This is a genomic window from Poseidonibacter lekithochrous (genome assembly GCF_013283835.1).
Taxonomy (GTDB): Bacteria; Campylobacterota; Campylobacteria; order Campylobacterales; family Arcobacteraceae; genus Poseidonibacter; species Poseidonibacter lekithochrous.
Genome location: NZ_CP054052.1, coordinates 1786519 through 1809843 on the forward strand (window position 1 = coordinate 1786519; position 23325 = coordinate 1809843).

15 protein-coding genes are annotated in these 23325 nt (G+C 26.7%); 9 read left to right on the forward strand and 6 right to left on the reverse strand.

The window, feature by feature from the left end:
- The first annotated feature begins 131 nt into the window (after window positions 1-131).
- On the forward strand, window positions 132-1625 hold the full coding sequence (locus ALEK_RS08500; RefSeq protein ID WP_071625590.1) for a hypothetical protein: 1494 nt from the start codon (window positions 132-134) through the stop codon (window positions 1623-1625).
- A 31-nt stretch (window positions 1626-1656) separates the two neighbouring features.
- On the opposite strand, the gene ALEK_RS08505 is transcribed toward ALEK_RS08500, so the two are convergent.
- Genes ALEK_RS08505 through ALEK_RS08515 form a run of 3 tightly spaced genes read right to left on the reverse strand, consistent with a single transcriptional unit; the run spans window position 1657 to window position 8491 of the window.
- Complete coding sequence (locus ALEK_RS08505; RefSeq protein WP_071625589.1) at window positions 1657-2853, reverse strand: hybrid sensor histidine kinase/response regulator; 1197 nt, start codon at window positions 2851-2853, stop codon at window positions 1657-1659.
- Complete coding sequence (locus ALEK_RS08510; RefSeq protein WP_071625588.1) at window positions 2850-4502, reverse strand: CheR family methyltransferase; 1653 nt, start codon at window positions 4500-4502, stop codon at window positions 2850-2852. The genes ALEK_RS08505 and ALEK_RS08510 overlap by 4 nt, the downstream gene beginning before the upstream one ends.
- Window positions 4499-8491 (reverse strand): response regulator, encoded by a 3993-nt coding sequence (locus ALEK_RS08515; protein ID WP_071625587.1) that lies wholly within the window; start codon window positions 8489-8491, stop codon window positions 4499-4501. Before ALEK_RS08515 ends, ALEK_RS08510 begins: the two co-directional genes overlap by 4 nt.
- A 222-nt stretch (window positions 8492-8713) precedes the next feature.
- Here ALEK_RS08515 and ALEK_RS08520 point away from each other — a divergent pair, with 222 nt between their 5' ends.
- Window positions 8714-10300, forward strand: coding sequence for an ABC-F family ATP-binding cassette domain-containing protein (locus tag ALEK_RS08520; RefSeq protein ID WP_071625586.1), 1587 nt, complete (start codon window positions 8714-8716; stop codon window positions 10298-10300).
- Between the two features lie 89 nt (window positions 10301-10389).
- Here the strand turns inward: ALEK_RS08520 and ALEK_RS08525 are convergent, their stop codons facing one another.
- Entirely contained in the window at window positions 10390-10863 is a 474-nt protein-coding gene (locus ALEK_RS08525; protein ID WP_071625585.1) for an acyl-CoA thioesterase, read from the reverse strand.
- Window positions 10864-11128: 265 nt separating this feature from the next.
- On the opposite strand from ALEK_RS08525, the gene ALEK_RS08530 reads away from it, so the two are divergent.
- Entirely contained in the window at window positions 11129-11914 is a 786-nt protein-coding gene (locus tag ALEK_RS08530; protein WP_071625584.1) for a phosphate/phosphite/phosphonate ABC transporter substrate-binding protein, read from the forward strand.
- A gap of 9 nt (window positions 11915-11923) precedes the next feature.
- Window positions 11924-13762, forward strand: a complete 1839-nt coding sequence (locus tag ALEK_RS08535) for a HAMP domain-containing sensor histidine kinase (protein ID WP_071625583.1) — start codon at window positions 11924-11926, stop codon at window positions 13760-13762.
- Here the strand turns inward: ALEK_RS08535 and ligA are convergent.
- Entirely contained in the window at window positions 13759-15717 is a 1959-nt protein-coding gene (ligA, locus tag ALEK_RS08540; RefSeq protein WP_071625582.1) for an NAD-dependent DNA ligase LigA, read from the reverse strand. The two genes, ALEK_RS08535 and ligA, sit on opposite strands and share 4 nt — an antisense overlap.
- 131 nt (window positions 15718-15848) lie before the next feature.
- Here ligA and ALEK_RS08545 point away from each other — a divergent pair, with 131 nt between their 5' ends.
- The 3 genes from ALEK_RS08545 to ALEK_RS08555 are packed head-to-tail and all read left to right on the forward strand — an operon-like array spanning window position 15849 to window position 19594.
- Window positions 15849-16574, forward strand: coding sequence for a hypothetical protein (locus ALEK_RS08545; RefSeq protein ID WP_071625581.1), 726 nt, complete (start codon window positions 15849-15851; stop codon window positions 16572-16574).
- A gap of 8 nt (window positions 16575-16582) precedes the next feature.
- Window positions 16583-18466 (forward strand): sensor histidine kinase, encoded by a 1884-nt coding sequence (locus tag ALEK_RS08550; protein ID WP_071625580.1) that lies wholly within the window; start codon window positions 16583-16585, stop codon window positions 18464-18466.
- A 9-nt stretch (window positions 18467-18475) separates the two neighbouring features.
- Window positions 18476-19594 (forward strand): sensor histidine kinase, encoded by a 1119-nt coding sequence (locus tag ALEK_RS08555; protein ID WP_071625579.1) that lies wholly within the window; start codon window positions 18476-18478, stop codon window positions 19592-19594.
- A 2-nt stretch (window positions 19595-19596) separates the two neighbouring features.
- Here ALEK_RS08555 and ALEK_RS08560 read toward each other — a convergent pair whose 3' ends face one another.
- The gene (locus ALEK_RS08560) at window positions 19597-20835 is read right to left on the reverse strand and encodes a response regulator (RefSeq protein WP_071625578.1); all 1239 of its coding nucleotides are present in this window, start codon (window positions 20833-20835) and stop codon (window positions 19597-19599) included.
- 197 nt (window positions 20836-21032) lie between these two features.
- Here ALEK_RS08560 and ALEK_RS08565 point away from each other — a divergent pair, with 197 nt between their 5' ends.
- Both ALEK_RS08565 and ALEK_RS08570 read left to right on the forward strand, forming a co-directional pair.
- The gene (locus ALEK_RS08565) at window positions 21033-22520 is read left to right on the forward strand and encodes a sensor histidine kinase (protein WP_164072416.1); all 1488 of its coding nucleotides are present in this window, start codon (window positions 21033-21035) and stop codon (window positions 22518-22520) included.
- A gap of 54 nt (window positions 22521-22574) precedes the next feature.
- Complete coding sequence (locus ALEK_RS08570) at window positions 22575-22916, forward strand: hypothetical protein (RefSeq protein WP_071625576.1); 342 nt, start codon at window positions 22575-22577, stop codon at window positions 22914-22916.
- Window positions 22917-23325 lie beyond the last annotated feature (409 nt).

Consider the following 23325-nt stretch of genomic DNA (forward strand, 5'->3'; position numbering starts at 1 on the left):
ATGTAATAAATACTCACATATCTATTAGTATCACGTAAATAACATTGAATGTTAGCTTAAATTATCAAAAAATAATTAGTTCTAAAGCTAATAAAAACTAAAATTTAAATACATAGAAATAAAGGCAAAGAATGAAGAGCTTTTCAGCGATTGAAAAATGGTTAGATGGACACTCAATTGACAATTATGTCATTACAGATGATTTTAATATTATTGTTCATGGAAGTGTAAATTTAAATGGAAAACTTAATGATAAAAAACTGCCTGTAAATTTTAGACAAGTAAATGGTTATTTTGATATAAGCAATAATAATCTTGAAACACTTGATGGATGTCCTGATTCTGTTGGAAAAGATTTTAATTGTGCAAATAATGATTTAGATTCTCTAATGGGAGCACCTACTAAAGTTGGAGATTTTGATTGTTCTGGAAACAAACTAACAACTCTATCTTACTGCCCAAAAGAGGTAGTAGGATTCTTCAATTGTTCAAATAATAGATTAACATCAATTAAAGGAAGTCCTAGATCTGTTAAGGGTTACTTTAAATGCTCAAACAATAGAATTGAGTCTTTAAAAGGTGGACCTAAATATATTACTTCTTATTTTGATTGCTCTAACAACTACATCAAAGAATTAAATGGTGGACCAATTACAGTTGAACAAGATTATATTTGTAATGGAAATTCAGTTAAAGACTTAGATGGAATAGCTGATAATATTGGTTGGGATTTAATAACAGATGTTAGATTAAATAAACTAGCAAACTCTTTTAATGAAGATGATAAGTCATGGAAATATAAGGGTAAAGAAGTAATTGCTCACGTTTATAAACCAGTAGTTGCCTTATCTTCAAAAGATGAAATTAACAGATGGTTATCAAAACATGAAATTAAAGGGACTACAATCCTTAGTGATAACTCTGTAAATGTAAAAGGTAGTGTAAAATTATCTGATAAGCTTGCAAACTTCTCTAAACTACCTCTTAACTTCAATGAAGTTGATGGAGACTTTGATATTAGTAATAATGAATTAGTTTCTCTTGAAGGTTGTCCAAAAGTAGTAACAGGGGATTTCTTAGCTTTTAAAAATGAATTAGTATCATTAAAAGGTGGTCCAAAAGAAGTAGGGGGAAGTTTTATTATTCTAAAAAATAACATCTCTTCTTTAAAACACTCACCATCTGTGGTAAAAGAAGATTTTATTTGCTCTCACAATCAATTAAAAGATTTAGATGGATTAAATACTGTACAAGGTGCAATTTTCACTAGTGTATTTATTCCACGAATTAGATCTCAAAAATATGTATATAACTCTGTTACAACATATAAGTATCCTGGAGATACTATCTCTGAGTATTTAGATAAGATTTATGTAACATTAACTGATGAAGAGAAAATCTTTGAGAAAACAAAAGAAAATCTAAAAAATGCTATTACAAGACTAATTGATACAAGTAGTCTAAAAAAAGAGATGATTAATGATACATTGATTAAGAATCTTGATAAGTATCACTTAGATGAGCTAAAACAAAAAGTAATGCAACTTAAAAATCCTAAACCTAGAAGTAAGGATGAATTAACTGAAAGTGATGTTCTAAAACTAGCTTTTGAGGTTGAACTGTAAGTTTTTAATATAAAAGAAGTTAATTCTTCTTTTATATTTCTTTTGGAAGGGTAATTACAAATTTTGCACCCTCATAGCTTTCTTCATTAAATTTAAATCTACTGTTTTTAGCTTTTATATTTCCTAACATAGAATCATTAATTATTTTATAAACAATATTTAATCCAAGTCCTATACCATGAGATTTATGTTTTGTTGTAAAGTATGGTTCAAATATTTTATGAATATTCTCTGTTTTAATTCCACCTGCATTATCTTTGATAGTTAATACAATGTTATCATGTTCATCTTTTTTTGTACAAATGAAAACATACTTTTTACCTTCTATTTTATTTAAGGCTTCAATTGCATTATGAATGATATTTATCATAGCTTGGAATAGGCTATTTGCAAGGTTTGTTACCTCAATATCATCATCTAAGCTTGTAATTATTAGTATGTCATTCTTTGATAAAATATAGTCTTCAGTGTTAATACATTTATTAATAAGTTCTGATAGATTAAAAGGTTTGATTTTATCTTTATATGTAAAATCTCTGAAGTTATCTATAGTATTTGATAACTCATTTGTTGTTTTCATTATCATATCTATATTTGTTTCTAACTCTTCTGCTTTAATTAAATCTAATTTGATATTTAAATGCATTCCTGAGGCACATGTAGAGATTACTGATAAAGGTTGTCTCCATTGGTGAGCTATGTTCCCAATCATCTCTCCTAATGCTGCCATTTTACTTTGTTCAACAATTTCTAGTTGTTGTGTTTGAACTTTTTCTTTTAATTGTATTTCATTTTGTAATGCAGTATATAGGTTATCATTTACAGCTTTTAATTCTTTGTTTTTTAGAATAATTTCTTTATATAATTTTAGCTTATTAGTAAATTGGTGATTATCTATAGGTTTTGTTAAATAATCAATTGCACCAATTTCAAAACCTTTTTGTTGAAACTCTTCTTCTTTAAATGCAGCAGTTAAAAATATTACTGGAATATCTTGAGTTTTAGGATTACTCTTTAAGTATTTTGCAGTTGCAAAACCATCAAGGCCTGGCATTTGAATATCTAATATAATTATATCAACGTCATTTGTGTATGTAATTTTTAAGGCATCTTCACCACTTGAGGCTAAAAGAAGTTCAACATTATCAATATACTCATCTATTAAGTACTGTAAGGATATTCTATTTGCTTCTATATCATCAACAGCAAGTACAGTTATATTTTTCATTTTTTCCTCTTATAAATCTTATTTTTTTCATCTATTGTTAAATATTTTTCATTTTTATTTAATGATTCACTTTCCCCTAAAACTAAAAACCCATAGGAATCAAGGGACTCTTTGAATAAATCAAAGATTTTATTTTTTAAATCTTTATCAAAATAAATCAATACGTTTCTACAAAATATTAATTGAAATTCATTTAGTTTTGCATCTAATGCTAAGTTGTGCCTAAAAAACAATATTTTGTCTTTTATCTCTTCATTTATTTCTACAAAATTATCATGATCAATAAAGTATTTGCTAAAGCTTTCATCTCCGCCTGCTTGGTAATAATGTTTTAAAAATCTATTATAACTATCCTTTGAATATAGTCCATTTTCTGCATTTTTTAAAATAACATCATTTAAATCTGTTGCATATATTAAACTTCTATCTAATAATCCAAGTTCTTTTAAGAATATAGCTATAGAGTAGGGCTCTTCACCACTACTACATCCAGCACACCAAACTTTGATATCTAAATAACTATCAAGCTTAGGTAATATTTCATTTCTTAGTAACTTAAATACTTTCGGATTTCTATAAAATGTCGTAATATTAACAGAAATATTCAAAAACAAATCTTTAAATATACTTTTATTATTTAAAATAATATTTTCAAAATCATGAAAACTATTTGGTTTTAATGCTGTATAAAAAAGATGTATTCTTCTTTTAATATGTTTAATACTATATCCACTATAGTCATATCCATATTTATCATTAATTTTAATTAAAAAACTTTCAATTTGCTCTTGTGTGAAAAAATCATCATTTATATTAAATTTTATATATTTTATAATATCGTCTATTGATAAGACATCTGTAAAATACTTTGTATTTATAGCATTTTCAAGCATTGCTTTTGCTTCACATTGACTAGGATCTTCAATAATAACAGAAGTATTATTCTGATGTAACAATTTTAGACTATCACTTCCATCTGCTCCATAACCACAAACTAAAACACACAATAATCTATTCTTATAATCATTAGATAATGACTCAAATGAGGTACTAATAGATGGTTTTGAAAAGTTTCTTTTCTCTTCATCTGTTAAGAAAATATATCCAGATACAGTAACTAAATGTTTTCCAGGAGGTGCAACATAAATAGTAGAAGGTTCAATTTTCATATCAGATTTTGCTTCTACTACTTTATACTTATTAGTATACTTCTGTAGTATTTCACTTAGGGTACTTTTTTTATCTGCTTTTTGATGCATGATAATAAAAACTGAAATATCAGATTCTGGTAAGTCTTGTATTATCTTAATAAAACGAGAAAGACTTCCTGCGCTTCCTGCTAATGCTAAGTATTCTAAATTTAGTAGTTTGAATTTATCTTCATAGTTGTTATGATATTTTAGGTCAAAACCTAAATTCATTAAATAACTTTTTAGTGTTGATTCATTTGTAAATATAGTAACGTTCTCTTTAATCTCTTGAAGTTTTAATACAATACTTCTAGGAATAATTTGAATATTTAGAAAATTGATTTCAATTTTAGTATCTACTGTAAGGTAAGATAATAGATCTTTGATTGAGGATTTTTTATCTAAATCCTGCACAATGATCTTTCTTATACCTTCTTGTTCATGAGCAATTATATTCATTTATGTTTTTTACTACTCCACACTTTTATTAAATTCCCTAAAATGTTTAAATCAATTGGTTTTGACATATAATCATCAGCACCTAAACTAATACATTTTTCTCTATCATCTTTCATTGCTTTTGCTGTTACTGCAATAATTGGAATATGTTGAAGATTCTTGTCTTCTCTTATTTTTTCCATAGCTTCATAACCATTCATAACAGGCATCATAATATCCATTAGAATTAAATCAATGTTATTGTTCTTCTCTAATAACTCTAAAGCTTCTTTTCCATTAAAGGCTGTAAAAGTATTAGCATCAAACTCTTTTAATGCAGCATCTAATACAAAGATGTTTTTTATATCATCATCTACAATTAAAATATTTGTTTCACTTAAATCAATTAACTCAAAGATTTCATTATTTGTTTCTTCTTCATGGTTATCTCTATGTAAGAAAAGATTAATTTCATTTAAGATTCTTTCATTAGAATTAGCTGTTTTTATAATAATACTATTACTATATTCTTGTAATTTGATTTTATCTTCATTTGTAATATCTTTACCCGTATAGATAATAATTGGTAGGTTAGGGTGTACATTTTTAATATACTCACATACTTCATAACCACTACTTCCCATTAAACCTAAATCAACTACAACTGTGTCATATAACTCTTTTTTTACTTCTTCAATAGCTTCACTAGCACTTTTAACACCAGTAATATTAACACCAACACCAACTAGTTCTATTAGTGCTTCTCTATGTACTTCATTGTCTTCGACAATTAGTAAATCTTTGATCTTTTTCTTTTGGAAAGAATCAATAGAAGTAATTACTTCATTAATATCACCATCAAAAACTGGTTTTTGTAAGTATCCAATAGCTCCAAGTTCTAGTGTCTCATGATTTTTATCTTTTGAAGAAATTACATGAACTGGAATATGTCTAGTTTTTGTATTTGATTTTAATTCTTTTAATACATCAACCCCATCCATATCAGGAAGAGTTAAATCAAGCATAATACCTTTGATATTATAGTTGTTTACTAATTCAAGTCCAGATGTTCCATCAAATGCCATTAAAGCTAATGAATCATCTTTTTTGATTTCATCATAAACTACTTCTGCAAAGATTTCATCATCATCTATTATTAAATAAGCTTCGTCATTTTCACTGATTATATTTCTATCATCATTTGGTGTTTTTGATCTTGTATGAACTAAAGGAGTAAACTCTTTTTTACTTTCAATAGTTTTAGTGCTTTCTATGTTTTGAGCATGAACACTTACATTTTCAACATCGCTAGATTTTAGGTTTGGTAAATCAATACTAAAAATACTTCCTATATTAACTTCTGATGATAAAGATATATATCCACCTAATAATTTAGAGAATTCTTTTGAAATTGATAATCCAAGACCAGTTCCACCGTATTCTCTACTTGTTCCACCATCTGCTTGTGTAAAGGCTTTGAATATTAAGTCTTGTTTCTCTTTAGGAATTCCTATTCCTGTATCAATAACGCTGATTCTAAAGTCTTTGCTAGCATCATTTGATTTCTCAATTTTAAGTGTGATAGAACCTTCTTTTGTGAACTTAAAGGCATTTGATACTAAATTTCTAATGATTTGTGCAATTCTATCTCTATCATTATGAATTATATTTTTATATTCATCAATGATTTTAAACTCTAGTCCCATATCTTGTGCTGTAAAATCAAATGTATTTTTCATTTGTCTTAATAATTCTGAACTATCAAAGTTATCAATAATAACTTGCATTTTCCCAGATTCAACTTTTGATAAGTCTAAAATATCATTAATAAGCCTTAATAAATCATTTCCAGATTCAAAAATTGTTTGTGCTTTTTTAATATCATCATTATTTAATGTTTTCTTACTATTTTTTTCAAGAAGTGAAGATAATAGAATAATTGAGTTAAGAGGTGTTCTAAGCTCATGACTCATGTTTGCTAAGAATTCTGATTTGTATTTACCTGATTGAGTTAGTTCATCAGCTTTTCTTTCAATATCAATTTTTGTCTCTTCTAATTGTTGATTTTGAAGTTTTAAGTTTTGCTCAGAAATTTTAAGTTGTTGCTGTTGCTCTTCCATATTCGCATTAGCTTCTTCAAGCTGTTGCTGTTGTTCTTCCATATTTGAGTTAGCTTCTTCTAGTTGAACTTGTTGTTCTTCCATTTGAGCATTAGCTTCTTGTAATTCAAACTGTTTTCTCTCTAATTCAGAATTAGCAATTTTTGTATTATCTAATAACTCTTGAACTTTATTTGCTTGAAGTGCAGTTGATAGGGCAATACAAATTGTTTTGTTAATTGCATCTAAGAAATCAATACTATTTTTATCAAACTCATCAAATGAACCTAATTCAACAACACCAAATAATTCATCATTATAAATTAATGGGAATGTATATGTATTGTAAGAAGATTGAGTTACAGTTCCTGTTGTGATTAAATTCTCATCTTTTTTAATATTTCGCAATAAGATAGCTTGTTTTTGGAATGCAACTTGACCAACAATTCCTTCACCCATTCTAAATGAAGAAGAAAGTTCATCTCTAACTACATGGGCAAAACTTGAGTATTGCTCTAATTTATCGTTGTTTTTATTGTAGATATATAAAACTCCAACCCCAGCAGTAATGTAATTACTAACAAAATTAATTGATTGAGTACTTACTTCATTTAAAGATTTTATATTAATAAGAATTTGATTTAATTTATTAACACCATCCTTAATCCATGTTTCATCATCATTTTTCTGAATTGTATTTCTAACTTTTTCAATACCAGTATTTACAGCCTTACTCATAGTACCAATTTCATCTTTTGTTGAATCATCTAACATTTCAACATCATTAGCTTCTCTATTAAGATATTTGAAAAAACTATTTAATCCATGATGGAATCTATTTAATGAATTGATAATATATTTTTCAATAACAATATATAATAAAAGCATTACAAAGATAATGGCAATTAATGTAATTATTAATATTGTATCTCTTAGCTGATTTGGTTTTTCAAGAATTTCATTTAAATCAATTTCAGAAATTACTGCCCATCTTAACTCTTCATCAAAATCAAAATTAGTATAAGAACTTAATACTTTATGGCCTTGATAATCTGTAATGATTTGAGTATCACTCATAGCTCTTAATGCATTTTTAGTTGCAACTGTATCAACTTTACCAGATTGTGGGTATTTAAAAGAGTTTTTTAAAGAGTGAGTTTTTGGAGCTAGGAAACTATCACTTCTCATTAATAGGTCATTACCAACTAGATAATCTTCTTGTGTATCACCATACCCACTTCTAAATTGCATAATATCTTGGATATAAGAGTTCTCAATTTTGAAAACTAATACAGATTTGAATTCTCTATTAATATAAACAGGAACTGCTAGGAACATAGAAGCTTCACCAGCTCTTGGCTCATAAGCTTGCATATCAAAGAAAACTACTCTTTTGTATTTTTTTGCTTTATGCCAAACTTTTGCTAATGCACTTTTTCTATACTCGCCATTTGATAAGTTTGAACCATAATCATTTTTCTTTGCATAAGAATATAATACATGACCATATTGGGCAGAAATTACATAAACATCATCAAAAGGGTAAGTATCAGTATACTTTTTATAAAAAGAATCCCATTTTGGAAGTGCTGCTTTTACTTCTTTATTATTAGTAGGAAATTTACCATAAGGATCAATACCAATTTCTTTATGAATATCTTCAAATTCAACTGTTAAATCTTTTACATAACTTGTAACGGCTAAAAGGTTGATTTGTTTTTTATAAAGTTTAAAAATATTGTTAAGTTGCTCAATTTTTGAATCTCTTGCTGCAGTTAAACTTTTATATTGGGAGTCAATCAAGGTATCTTTCATCTTGTTAATAGATACAATTCCTAGCGTTGATGCTAGTACTAATAACGACAAACTAATTAAGATTATTAGTTTAAGTTTGATAGAAATGTTTTTCATTCAGAATCTCTTTATGCATAATTATTATTTATTTTAACATAATATAGATAATACTATGTAATTAAAGTATTATGAGCTTTGTTTATACATTTTTAAATTATTTATTGTACTGATTAAATTACTTTTTAAAAAAAATAAACATTCTTAATATTAAAATAGTTTTTTTTCGCTATAATCGCGGAATAATTATAAAAGAATATCAACAATGGAGAATACAATAATATGGTTCAAACTGTAAACCTTAAAAAAGCTTTTGGTTCAAGAGTTTTATTTCAAGAGATTAACGTTAAACTAGATACTGGAAAAAGATATGGACTTATTGGTGCTAATGGTGCTGGTAAAACAACTTTCTTAAAAATCTTATCTGGAATAGAAGATGCAACTGAGGGTGAAGTTCAAGTTCAAAACGGTAAAAAAGTTGGAACTTTAGGACAAAATCAATTTGCATACGAAGATTACTCAATCTTTGATACAGTACTTTTAGGAAACAAAAGACTATATGATGCAATTAAGCAAAAAGAAGAATTATACTTAGAAGAGTACACTGATGAAGTTGGTGATAAACTAGGTGAATTAGAAATCATTTGTTGTGAAGAAGATCCAACTTATGAGTATGATGTAAAGATTACTAAAATCTTAGAAGATTTAGGTTTCCCTGCAGCACAACAAAGTGATTTAATGTCAACTATTACTGGTGGAGATAAATTCAAGGTTTTACTTGCACAGGTTTTATATCCAAAACCAGATGTATTATTCCTAGATGAGCCTACGAATAACCTTGATATTGAAACAATTGGTTGGTTAGAAAATCAATTACAACATCATGATGGTACTATGGTAGTTATCTCTCACGATAGACACTTCTTAAATGCTGTTTGTACTAATATCTTAGATGTTGACTTCAAACAAATTAGAGAATTCTCTGGTAACTATGATGATTGGTATATTGCATCTACTGTAATTGCTAAGCAAAATGAAAAAGATATGAGTAAGAAGTTAAAAGAGAAAGAAGAACTTGAAGCATTTGTTCGAAGATTCTCAGCTAATGCTTCTAAAGCAAAACAAGCAACTTCTAGACAAAAACAACTTGATAAATTAGATGTTGGTTCTATTCAAGTTTCTTCAAGAAGAGATCCTTCTATTATCTTTAAACAAAAAAGAGAAGTAGGAAAAGAACTATTATCACTTAAAAATATTTCTAAATCTTTTGATGGAGAAGTTGTTTTAAATGATATCTCTTTTAATGTTGAAAAAGATGATAAAATTGCATTAATTGGACCAAATGGTGCAGGTAAAACTACTTTATGTGAAATTATGGTAGAAAACTTAAGTCCTGATACTGGTAATGTTCACTGGGGTGCTACTATTCAAAATGGTTACTTCCCACAAAATGCTACAGATTTAATTTCTGGAGATATTACACTTTACGATTGGTTAAGAAACTTCGATAGAGATGCTGATATTGCTGAAATTAGAAACTGTTTAGGTAGAATGTTATTTAATGGTACTGAGCAAGAAAAACAAGTTAAGTCTTGTTCTGGTGGGGAAAAACACAGAATGTTCTTATCAAAAATCATGTTAGAACAACCAAACTTTATGGTTCTTGATGAGCCTACAAACCACCTTGACTTAGAAGCAATTATTGCATTAGGTGAAGGATTACTTGCATATCAAGGTTCTGTTATTTGTGTTTCTCACGATAGGGAATTACTTGACGCTTACGCAAATAGAATTATTGAGATTCAAGAAGATGGAACAATCATTGATTTCAAAGGATCTTACGAAGAATTTATTGAGTCTAAGGCTTAATAAACTCTTCTTGAGTTTTATCTATATAAAAAAAGGGAAAGATGAATTTCATCTTTCCCTTTTTTAGTAATACTAAAAATAAATATTAATTATTTAGAGTGTCTTGATGCCATTCTGCTTTCTCTTCTAGTGATAGCATCGTTATATCTTCTTTTATCATCTTCAGATTGTAAGTCTAATTTTGGAACTGGACTTGGTTTACCGTCTTCATCAACAGCAATCATTGTAAAGTAACATACATTTGTATTTTTAATTGTATGATCTTTAATATCTTCAGAAATTACTTTAATACCAATTTCCATTGATGTTCTACCAGTATAGTTAACTGAAGCATGGAAAGTAACAAGAGAACCAATCTTAATAGGATTTTTGAATAATACCATATCTACTGATAATGTTACTGCATACATTCCCGTATATCTCGCTGCACACGCATATGCAACATGGTCTAGCATTTTTAAAATTTCACCACCGTGAACATTTTTCCCAGAAAAGTTTGCTTTATCTGGAGTCATTAACATTGTCATAGTAAGAGATTTTTCTCTTTTTACTTCTTCGCTCATTTTTTGTAACCTTATATAATTATTGATAAATTTCAACAATTATAGACTAAAAGAGTAGTATAAACGTAGCAATTTAATTAAATCTTGACTGAGTTTGTCAAAGTATAGAAAAAAGTAACATTTTTACTCTATTTATTTTTTAATTATTTAAATATACTTAAAAATAAGTCATTAAATAATAAAGAAAATAATATATAAAAAATTATTCTTTATATATTTTTATAACCTAATTCTGTTATAATAATCCTAAAAACAAGGATTTGATATGAAAAAGTTAATATTATTAATGTTATTAGTTGTGTATGGTTATTCAGCACAATTAGTATTAGGTGTTGTTCCTCAACAAAGCCCATTGAAACTTGCAAAAAAGTGGTTAAAGGTCACTAAATACCTAGAAGAACAAACAGGTATTAAAGTTGTATTTAAAACTGAAACTTCAATACCAAAATTTGAGAAAATGTTATATGCTGGTAAATATGATATTGCTTATATGAATCCTTATCATTTTATTGTTGCTAAGAAAACTCAAAACTTTGAAGCTTTCACAAGAGCTGATAAAAATATCGTTGGAATTGTTTTATCAAAAGAAAAAGAAGTTGATTTTTCAAAAGATAATTTAGCTGGTAAAACTTTTTTATTCCCAGCACCTAATGCATTTGCAGCAACTTTATTACCTAAATTTGAATTAAGAGAAAAGTTTGGCATAGATATTGATAAAGAAGCAAAAGTTTTATATGTAAATTCACATGATTCTGTTTATAAAGGTATCTCAAGAGGTATTGGATATTTAGGTGGTGGAATTGTAAGAACATTTAATAATTTTGTTGATAAAAATGATAAAGATAAGTTAAATATTGTTTACAAAACTGATGCATATCCAAGTCACCCAATTGCTGCTCATCCAAGAGTAAAAAATGATGATATTATGAAAATTCAAAAAGCATTTTTAGCTATGCCAAAAGAGATAAAAAAATCATTAAGTATCAAAAACTTTATTGTTACAAATTCTGCTGAGTATGATGTAATAAAAGAAGTTAAAAAAGCTGATTAGTAGGTAGTTATGTCATTTAAATATCGGTTTATCGTATCCTTTGTACTTTTAGAAGCATTTTTTATTATTCTGATTGTAACAATGAACTTTATTGCTATAAATAATTCATCAGATAAACTAATTAAAGATAAAATTAATTCAAATGTATCTTTCTTAGAGGAACTTCTAAAAGTTCCTTTAAGTATCTATGATTTAGCAACTATTGATAACTTACTAGTAAAAACACAAGAATTAGATTATGTTAATTCAATCATATTATTAGATAGTCAAAATAGAGTTTTATCTGAAAAATTTAATTTTAAAGATATAAAAATTGAAGATATAATTAAAGTAAAAGATGATTTTGTTTATTCATTTGAAAATGAATTTTATAAACTAAAATATAAAGAACTTCTTGTTGATGATTCATACTTAGGTGCCATGTATATCATATTTGATTTAAGTGAGAACCAACAATTTATTCAAAACAATAAAGAAACCACTTTAATAATTATTGCTATTGAGATTCTAATTTCTACTATACTTTCATATATAATTGGTTCTAAGTTAACTGTAATGCTTACAAGATTATCAGAGGTTTCTCAAGAAATTGGTGAAGGGAAAAATCCTGATATTCCATACCAAAATAAAACCAACGAAATGGGTATCCTTGCCAACTCCTTACATCAAATGAAACTAGATTTACAAGAGAGGCGATCAAAACTAAAAACCCTTGCATTAGAATTAAATAATCAAAAAAATGAATTATTAGAAGCTAATAAATCAAAAGATGACTTTTTAGCAAATATGAGTCATGAGCTAAAAACACCTCTAAATTCTATAAATGTTATTTCTTCAATTATGATGAAAAATAAAAAGAATAGATTTGATGAAAATGAAGTGAAAAATCTAAGTATTATAAATAGTTGTGGTAATGATTTATTGTTTTTAATAAATGATGTTTTAGATATTTCTAAACTTGAAGCAGGGGAAATACACCTAGATTGTACTACTTTAGATATTTATGCTTTAATGAGTGATATTAACAATATGTTTTTACCTCAAGTTGAACAGAAAAAATTAGATTTTATTTTTGAATGTGATAAAAATATTGGTTATTTTTATTGCGATGGAAATAGGGTAAAACAGATAATCAAAAACTTATTAAGTAACTCATTAAAGTTTGTAAAAGATGGAAGTATCAAACTGTTAGTAAAAAAATTAGATAATAATATTGAGATTATGGTTAAAGATGATGGAATTGGTATTCCTGAAGATAAATTAGAACATATTTTTGATAGATTTAAACAAGTGGATGGAAGTACAACTAGAAAATTTGGTGGAACTGGTCTTGGACTTGCTATATGTAAAGAACTAACAACATTAATGGATGGAGAAATAGAAGTAAAAAGTAAAGTTAATGTTGGCACAATTTTTAGAATAGTATTACCTATTAATGAAGATAAAGTTGATATGAAAAATGTAAATTACAATGAAACAGCTGTGCTAGATGAAAATACTGAAGCTGCGCAAAAACGTATTCTTTTATTCAATAATGATCCTTTAGTATTTTTTAGTGTTGTTGTAGAATTAAATAAAAACTATGAATTAACACAAACAAGCAATATAAATGAATTTTTTAAGAAGTCTAATGATGAACTTTTTGACTTTATTATAATTGATATTAGTACTTTAAGTAGTAATGACTTGGATAAGTTATTTACTATTAATGATGGGAAATTAATTTTAATTTCTGATAGTGAGAATGCTTTTATGAAAGATAATAGAGTAAATCAAAATAGTATTATAAATAAACCCTTAGATAAAAATAAGTTAATTTCACTAATGCAAAACGAAGGCAATGATTAAATCATTGCTTCCATTTCACTTTGTGTTAGAGTTTTAACTCCAAGTGTTACAGCCTTATCATATTTACTTCCTGCATCTTCTCCATAGATTAGATAATCAGTTTTTTTAGAAACAGATGAGCTTACTTTTGCTCCAAGTGCTTCTAAGTCTTTTTTGATAATACCTCTACTTTTAGTCATAGTTCCTGTTAAAACTACAGTTGTATCTTTAAATGCATTTTCTTCTACTTCAACTCTTACTTCAACTTCTGGATCAATAAAGTCAATAAGTTTTAATACAAGAGCATTATTAACTCTCATAAACTCTACAAAGGATTTAGCCATTTGTTCACCAATTCCATCTAATGCAATAAGTGAATCTAAATCAATATTGATTACATTTAGTCCAAATTCTAAACAGATTTGTTTGGAAGCTACTTCTCCAATATGTTCAATTCCTAAAGCATTTATAACTCTATGAAGTGCAGTACCTTTTGTATTTGCTATTGCATTAAGTAAGTTTGAGATTTTCTTCTCTTTAAAACCTTCCATATCTTGCATATCTTCATATTTTAAAGAGTATAAATCTAGAATATCATATATCTTTTTTTCTTTTACTAACTGCTCAACTATTTTAATACCTAAACCATCAATATTCATACAGTTTTTAGATGCAAAATAAATTATTGAGTTTGTTACAATACTTGGACAATCTAAGTTTTGACATTTAATTAGTGTACCTTCATCTAAAAGTTCACTTTGACATTCTGGACATTGTGTTGGTCTAGCTACTTCTTTTTGAGATCCATCTCGTCTATCTGTAAATACTTTAGTGATTTTTGGAATAATATCACCAGATTTTATGATAATTACTTCATCATTGATTCTTAAATCTAATCTTTCAATTTCATCATAGTTATGTAAACTTGCTCTCTCAACCATACTTCCTTCAATATGAGTAGGCTCAACCACAGCTACTGGAGTAATAACACCAGTTCGTCCAACTTGTTGGATAATATCTTTTATCTTTGTAGTTTTTTCAACTGCTGGGAATTTATAAGCACAAGACCATCTAGGGAATTTTACTGTATATCCAAGCTCTTCTTGTACTTCAATATGATTGATTTTTACAACCATACCATCAAGCATCATTTCAATAGAGTCTCTTGCCGCAATAATTTTGTGATATGTTTCTTCAATTCCATCAACTGTTGTAGTGATTGTTTGAAGTGGTGGAGTTGCAAATCCAAGTGAGTAAATATATTGCATCATGTCAGATGTTCTATCAAACTCTAAAGTATTTTCTCCAACTCCCCATACATTAAAAAATAGTTTTCGCTTAGCTGTAATATTTGGGTCTAGTTGTCTTAAACTTCCAGCAGCTGCATTTCTAGGGTTTGCAAAAGCTGCTTCATTATCTTTAAGTCTTTGTTCATTTATTTGTTCAAAGTCATCTTTTTTGATAACTATTTCTCCTCTAATTTCTAAAAGACCTTTTTCTTTTATTTGAAGTGGAATAGAGTGGATTGTTTTTACATTATTAGTAACGTCTTCTCCAATACTTCCATCACCTCTTGTAATTGCTTGTTTTAAAAGTCCATTTTCATATATAAGATTTAAAGATGCCCCATCAAATTTTGGTTCACACATAAATTCTAAATCACTATGTACTTTTTTTGCCCTATTAATCCAATCAACTAACTCTTGTGTATCAAATACATCTTCTTGTGACCACATTCTAGATAAATGCGAAGCTTTCTCGAAGCCTTCTAATACATATCCTCCCACTCTTTTATTAGGAGAATTTGGATGAGAATTTCGTGGGTAAGTTTGTTCATAAGCTAAACAAGCTCGTGAAAGTTGGTCGTACTCTTCGTCAGTAGCTAGTGGGTTGTCTTCAACGTAATAGGCATGTGCCCAAGATATCATTTTTTGTATTTCTAATTCATATTGTTCATGTGAAAAAATTTCAGTCATATATATTATCTCTTTATTCAATTTAATATCGGTATTTTAGCAAAAAAATCATTATTAATAGGCTTTATTCAGGATTTTTAATATTATTTTGATAATATATTATTATGTTATTATAATTAAAAGGATACAAGATGAAAAAAATAATTTCCGTTTTAATTTTACTTTTTCTTACTAACCTTATGGCTCAAAAAGAGATAACAGTTTATTCATATCACAAACATGCTCCATTTATTGTGGATTATAATTATGGATTAACATACGAAGTTATTGATTATTTAAATAGTAAAGCAGAGGGTAAATATCTTTTCAAATTAAAAATTGTTCCTAGAAGTAGGTTAAATTATATATTAAAACCATGGATAAATAAACAATGCCTTTCAACAAAAGAGTGTAAAAAAGACTGGATTGTTCTATGGGTAAATCAAAAATGGGGTTTTGGAAAAGACTCTAAAGAAAACTTCTTATGGACGCCACTACTAGATGATTCTAATGTAATAGTTTCATCAAGTAATTCAAAAATCGATTATACATCTCCTGAATCTCTTATTGGTCTGAGTTTAATAGGTATTTCTGGTCATAAATATGTTGGCATTGATGACCTAGTAAAACAAGGAAAAATAAAAAGAATTAATGGAGTAAGTGAAGTAGAAAACTTACATGTTATTCAAGCTAATAGAGCTGATGTGACTTTGTTGCCTTATTCAGCTTATAAACATTATATTAAAGAAAATAAAGTATTTAATAAATTGTATGTTTCTAAAACTGCTCATCAAAAATATATGAGAAATATTATGACAAATATAAAAAATAAAGATTTAAATACTTTTTTAAATACTTTAGATTTAGACTTTAAATAAGAGATGTAATGAAGAATTCAAGTCTCTTTAAATACAAAGATACCATAGGATATTTACTTTTTAAGAAAATATTCTTCTGGTATATACTTTTTGTTTTAATTATCACTTCTTATCAGGTCTACAAAGAGTACGTAATTACAAAAGATTTACTTGATAAAGAACTTGTAAAAACTGAAAAGGCATATAATAAAATTATTGCTAATAGTGTATGGCATTTTGATCAATCAAAACTAAATAGTGAGTCTAATGCCATAATAATGGGGCTTACAATTACTGGGATTTCTATTATTACTCCTAATGAAGAAATCTTACTACTACAAGGTACAGTATTAAATACTTATAAAAATATTGATAGTTATGTTTTTGATACTAACAATAAAATTGATGTTATTTATAAAAAAGAGTTGATAAAACACCAGTTTGAATTAATCGACGAAGTAAATTCCCCTGGGGAAGTTTTGGCAAATATAACATTTTACATTGAATCAAATGAGTTAATAAATATTGCAAAAGAAGGTGTTTATCTTATTTTAATTAATGTATTAACAAGTGCTTTAATCTTATGGGTTTTATTTATTTATTTTGCAAATAAGTTATTAAATAAACCTTTAGAGATTATTATTAATGCAACAAAAGAATTCGATGAAAAAGATTTTCATGAGCTTGAGATTAATCTAAATACTGAGAAAAAACATGAATTAAATACTCTTGCAGATACTTTTAATATTATGAGTAAAAGAATTAATGAATCATTTATAAATATGAAGCAGCTTACAATTATTCAAGATAAACAGAAAAAAGATTTGGAAACAGCTAATAAATATAAGAATGATTTCTTAGCCAATATGAGTCATGAGTTGAAAACTCCTCTTAATTCTATTAATGTAATTTCTTCTGTAATGATGAAAAATAAAGATTTATCACTAAATGAAAAACAAGTTAAAAATCTAAATATTATCAACAATTGTGGTAATGACTTATTATTTCTAATAAACGATATTCTTGATATTTCAAAACTAGAAGCAGGTGAAGTTGAGTTGGATATGACTCAGGTTGATTTACCTAGATTAATGAATGAAATCAAAGATATGATTGAACCTCAAGCTATTGAAAAAGAGATTAGTTTTGTTTTTAAATGTGATGATGAAATTGGTGATATTTATAGTGATCCAAATAGAATAAAACAAATTGTAAAAAACTTATTAAGTAATGCATTGAAGTTTGTAAAAAAAGGAAAAGTTTCATTTATAATTGAAAACAAAGAAGATACTTTTACTATCTTTGTAAAAGATGATGGTATAGGTATTGAAAAAAATAAATTAGATCATATTTTTGATAGATTTAAACAAGCAGATGGTAGTACTACTAGGAAGTTCGGTGGTACTGGTCTTGGACTCGCTATTTCAAAAGAACTTTTAGGTTTATTACATGGGGATATTCATGTAACAAGTACTGTAAATGTTGGTACTACTTTTGTTGTGTCATTACCCAAAAATAAAGAAAAAGTTACAAATAAAACAAGTAAAACTAATGGTATTGTTGAAAATAAAACACTTGAACAAAATAACAGTTTTGATAAGAATATTCTTATTTTAAATAGTGACCCATTAACATTTATGTCTATTATTGTAGAGCTTAATAAATCTCATAAGGTTGATCAAGCATCAAATACAGTTGATTTTATTAAGAAGTTCAAACAAAAGAAATATGACCTAATAATAATAGATGTACATAATCAAAAAGAAAATGAAATAGAAAGAATTGTTAGTAATATATCTACAAGAAGTATTGTTGTTTATAAAGATGAATTAAATAACAATATAAATGAAAAAGCAGACATGGTACAACAAAAGCCATTGAATAAAGAAGAATTTATAGCAAGTATTAATTAAAGGAAAAATATGGAAAAGTTTACAGTTTTATTAGTAGATGATGTTTCGGAAAATATTCATTCATTAAAGCTTATTATTGAAGATAGTTTTGATATTAATATCTTATCAGCCTTGAGTGCAAATGAAGGTATGGAAATACTAATGAAAAGCAGTGTTGATTTAATACTTAGTGATATTCAAATGCCTGATATTGATGGATTTCAGTTTGCAGAGTATTTAAAATCTGTGGATGCTACAAAAGATATACCAATTATTTTCATTACAGGTATCTATGATAAAGATGATTACCAAAAAAGAGGGTTTGATCTTGGTGCTGTTGAGTATATTTCAAAACCAATTGATGATACTTTATTAAGTGCTAAACTTAAAGTTTATATTGATTTATTTGAAGGTAAAAAAACAAGTGAAGCTGAAATAAACAAAAAAGATCAATTATTAATTCACCAATCAAAAATGGCAACAATGGGTGAAATGATTGGTGTAATTGCACATCAATTGAAACAACCATTAAATAATATGTCATTGTATTGTGGTGATGTGAAAGACTCTTATAAATATGATGAAATAGATGATGAATTTGTTGAAGAGTTTCATAAAAACACCAAAGAACAAATTGCATTTATGACTGAAACTATCAATGGTTTTATGAACTTCTTTAATCCTAAAAAAGAGAAAAGATTGTTTACTGTTAAAGATGCTTTAGAAAAGACTGTAAAACTGCTAGATAAGCAGCTAGAGACTAGTAATGTAGTGCTAAACTCACAAGTTGGGGAAGAGACAGTTTATGGCGTTGAAACAGAACTAGAACAAGTATTTCTAAATCTGATAACGAATGCAAAAGAAGCTTTTATTGAAAGATCAATTGATAATAGAAATATTAATATTACTTCAATGACAAAAGACAGATATTCAATTGTAATTGTTGAAGATACAGCTGGGGGAATTAAAGAAGAAAGTTTAGAAAAAATCTTTGATCCATATTATACAACTAAAGAGTATGGAACAGGAACTGGACTTTATATGGTTAAATTAGTTGTAAAAACAAGTTTTAAAGGTGATTTAAAAATACAAAATACAGGGCAGGGAGCTAAGTTTATTATTGTAGTTCCAAATAATAAACCTAGTTAATACTACTTTTGGAAGTCACTATCTAGTTTTTTTAATTGAGATTCTCTAATCTCAATTATTCCTAGTAGGTCTTCAATTCTTTTATCTTTTCTTTTTACAGTATCTGTTAGTGAATCTACTTGATTCTTAGAATTCCCAAGGTCTTCTGATAGTTTTCTAATAGTACTTGTATATGTATCTTTTTCATGTTTATTTTTTGCTAGAGTATCTTTTAGCATATCTACTTCTGTATTTTTAACTTTTAAGTTCTTTGCAACTCTATCATCAACATTTAGTAATTCAGATTCATAATAGTTAATTTGACTTGTTAAGTCTGCATGTTTTTGTTTTACTAGTTTTAACTCTTCTTGTAGATTGTAAGCTAGTTGTTCATACTGTTTTGTATTATTTTGAGACTGTGCTACTTCAAGATTTTTATCTTTCATACTACTTAGAATTTTCTTTCTAAATTCACGTTTTTCATTTACTTCAGAAGTAGAATCAAAACCAATATTTATATATTCCTCTTTTCCATTACCAGATATTTTAAAGATTGTACTTTTAATATAAAATGAGTGCCCATCTTTATCTATATATTTTAAATCAGCTTTCCATGTTTTATTATCAGAAATTGTATCCCAGATTCTAGCTAACATCTTTTTGTCAACATCTGGACTAATAATATCACTAAAATTTTTAGTAAGAATATCTTCTTTTTTATAAGCAGTAGAGTGTAAAAATAGATTGTTTGCAAAGGTAATATTTCCTTCATTATCCATTTTATGAATAGATGCAACATTATTAATTATTTTTAAATACTCTTGTAATTCTTGTGTTTTTTGATGAATAATATTTTCATAAAATTTCTTTTCGCAAACTTTTTCAATTTTTAATACCATATCTTCAATATCGATTGGTTTTAATGCATAATGTACAACATTTAATGAAATAGCTTTTAATAAATATTCTGTTTCAGATCTAGCTGTTGAGAATATGATAGGAGTATCTGGATCATTTACTCTTATTTTTTCTAACATTTCAAGTCCACTCATTTGTGGCATATTAATATCACTGATGATTAAATCAATTTTTGTATCACTTAATTTATACTCTTGAAATTTTTGATAACCTTCAAGTCCATTTTTTGCAATAACAACGTCATTAAATAGTCTTTTTAATACTTTTTCTAATTGTTTTCTTGCTAGTTCTTCATCTTCAACAAATAAGATTCTTAACTTCTTTAGAAAATCTCTATTTACCATTTGTTTGCCTTTTTTATTTGCTTATTTATAATAATATAAATATCTTAAAATAATAATATATTTATAACTATATAACGATTTTTCTTTGCTTTTCGTTTGATTTTGTGATTATCTTAAAATAACTTATGAATATCTTATTTTAAAAGAGGTAGAATTTATAAATAACTAAAATCTTTTTTTTGGAGATGGAAATGCCTTTGTCTAATAGTATAGATTTTTATAAAAAACTATATGATCAATTACCGGTTGCTGTTTTTGTTGCTGATATAAAAACAGGTAAAATAGTAGAAGCTAATAATAAAGCTTGTGAACTTGTAAATCGACCTTATGATGAAGTTATTTCATTAAATCAAAGTCAATTACATCCTGCAATTGATGAATCAACAATTAGAAATGATTTCAAATCTCATATTGAAGCTTTGATGAATAATAAAGATGTTGAGCCAATTGAACATCTTGTAGTTGATTCTGAAAATAATATTATCCCTGTTGAAATTTCCCCTTCTCTTATTACAATTGAAAATGATACTTATATAATTGGTTTATTTAAAGATTTAAGAAGTAGAAAAGAGAGAGAAAATATCTTAAGTTATTATGACAAAGCATTAGAGAAATCAATGAATTTCTTAGCCTTAGTTGATAGAGACTATAGATACAAATCAGTAAATGAATATTATACAAAAGTATTTAAAAGACCAAAAGAAGAGATAATCGGATTAACATTAAAAGATCTATTAGGTGAAGAATATTTTAATGACGTAGTAAAAGAAAGATTTGACAGAGCATTATTAGGAGAATCTATTGAATTTGAAAAAGAGGTTGATATTGCTGGTAAACTATTGTATTTACAAGTACATTATGAGCCATATCATTCAATAGACAATAAAATCATTGGAGTTGTAGTAAATGTATATGATTTATCTAGATTTAAAGCTTATGAAGAAGAGAGTATACAAAAAGAAAAACTACTAATCCAACAATCAAAAATGGCAGCAATGGGTGAGATGCTAGAAAATATTGCCCATCAATGGCGACAACCATTATCTGTTATTTCTACTTGTACAAGTGGTATTTTATTACAAAAAGAGTTTAAGACTTTGGACGATGATATTTTGGAAGATTCTCTAAAAAATATTATGAATACAACTACTTATCTCTCAAATACTATTGATGATTTCAAAAACTTCTTTGAGCGAGACAAACAAAGAATAGAGTTTGATTTGGCTAAAACTACTGATAAAACTCTTGATTTAGTTGAAATGAGTTTCAAAAATAATGATATAGAAATCAAAAGAGATTATGATAAAAGTATTTTAGTTTACAACTATAAAAATGAATTTATGCAAGTGTTGCTAAATATTATTAATAATGCAAAAGATGCGATTCTATCAAAATTCGAAAGTGGTGATGATAAGAAAATCATTTGTATTTCTATTTATAGTAGTAATGATCAAATAGTTATTGATATTCAAGATAATGCAGGTGGTGTTCCTGAGGATATAAAAGATAAAATATTTGAACCATATTTTACTACAAAACACCAAAGTCAAGGTACGGGAATCGGACTGTTTATGACGCAAGAAATTGTGACAAAACATATGGAAGGTGAGCTTGAAGTTATGAATAAATCCTTTGAAGTTGAGGATATTTCATACTATGGAGCTTTATTTAGAATAATTATTTAATATTTAATCTAAACACAAAAAATGATGGATATAATTTCATAGAACGGAGTTACAATGAGTTATATTGATATATGTATTATGGGCTGGAATTTAAATGCATTTATGTTTGTAGTAAATTTCTTGATGGCAATTAGAGTTATATCTAGTAGTGATAGAGATAAATTACAAGAAGAAAGTGTTGTTTTAAAAGAGCTAAAAGAACAAATGGAAATGTATTATCCATACAGAACACAAACTACAATAATTACGTACTTAGTACCTTTTACTGCATTTTTTAGAATGTCGTACAGACTAATTGAAATGTTTTTTTTCTTTCAAAAAAACCAAGGTTCAAGAATGTTCGATTATATGGTATATAAATACACAACTGAAATCAACAGAGCTAAAAACAAATAAAGAGTACTCAACTCTTTACTGTTAGGCTTAATTCATAAAGCCATTTTTGTAAATCTTTCATATCTTTAAAATTTTATTTATTTTTATTTTAATTTCATACTAACCTATATTGTATATTTTAACAATTAATTTTTTTCTGTGTTTCAGTAATATATAGTTTTTTATCTATTATAAGATTTCTAGAAAAACTATAAATTTTGAAATTTGTATAATTGGATTTAATCCATAGCTAGATTATATAGCTTTTACTCTAAAGATATTAATGAATTTACGAAAAAGACTTAATAAAGCTTATATATATTTGCTTTCACAGATGAAGAAGTAGGAATACTCTTTTTTTATCTGATAAAGGTACAATAACTAAATTAAATACTTCCATCAGTTATATGAAGCAGAAAACTAAAATCAT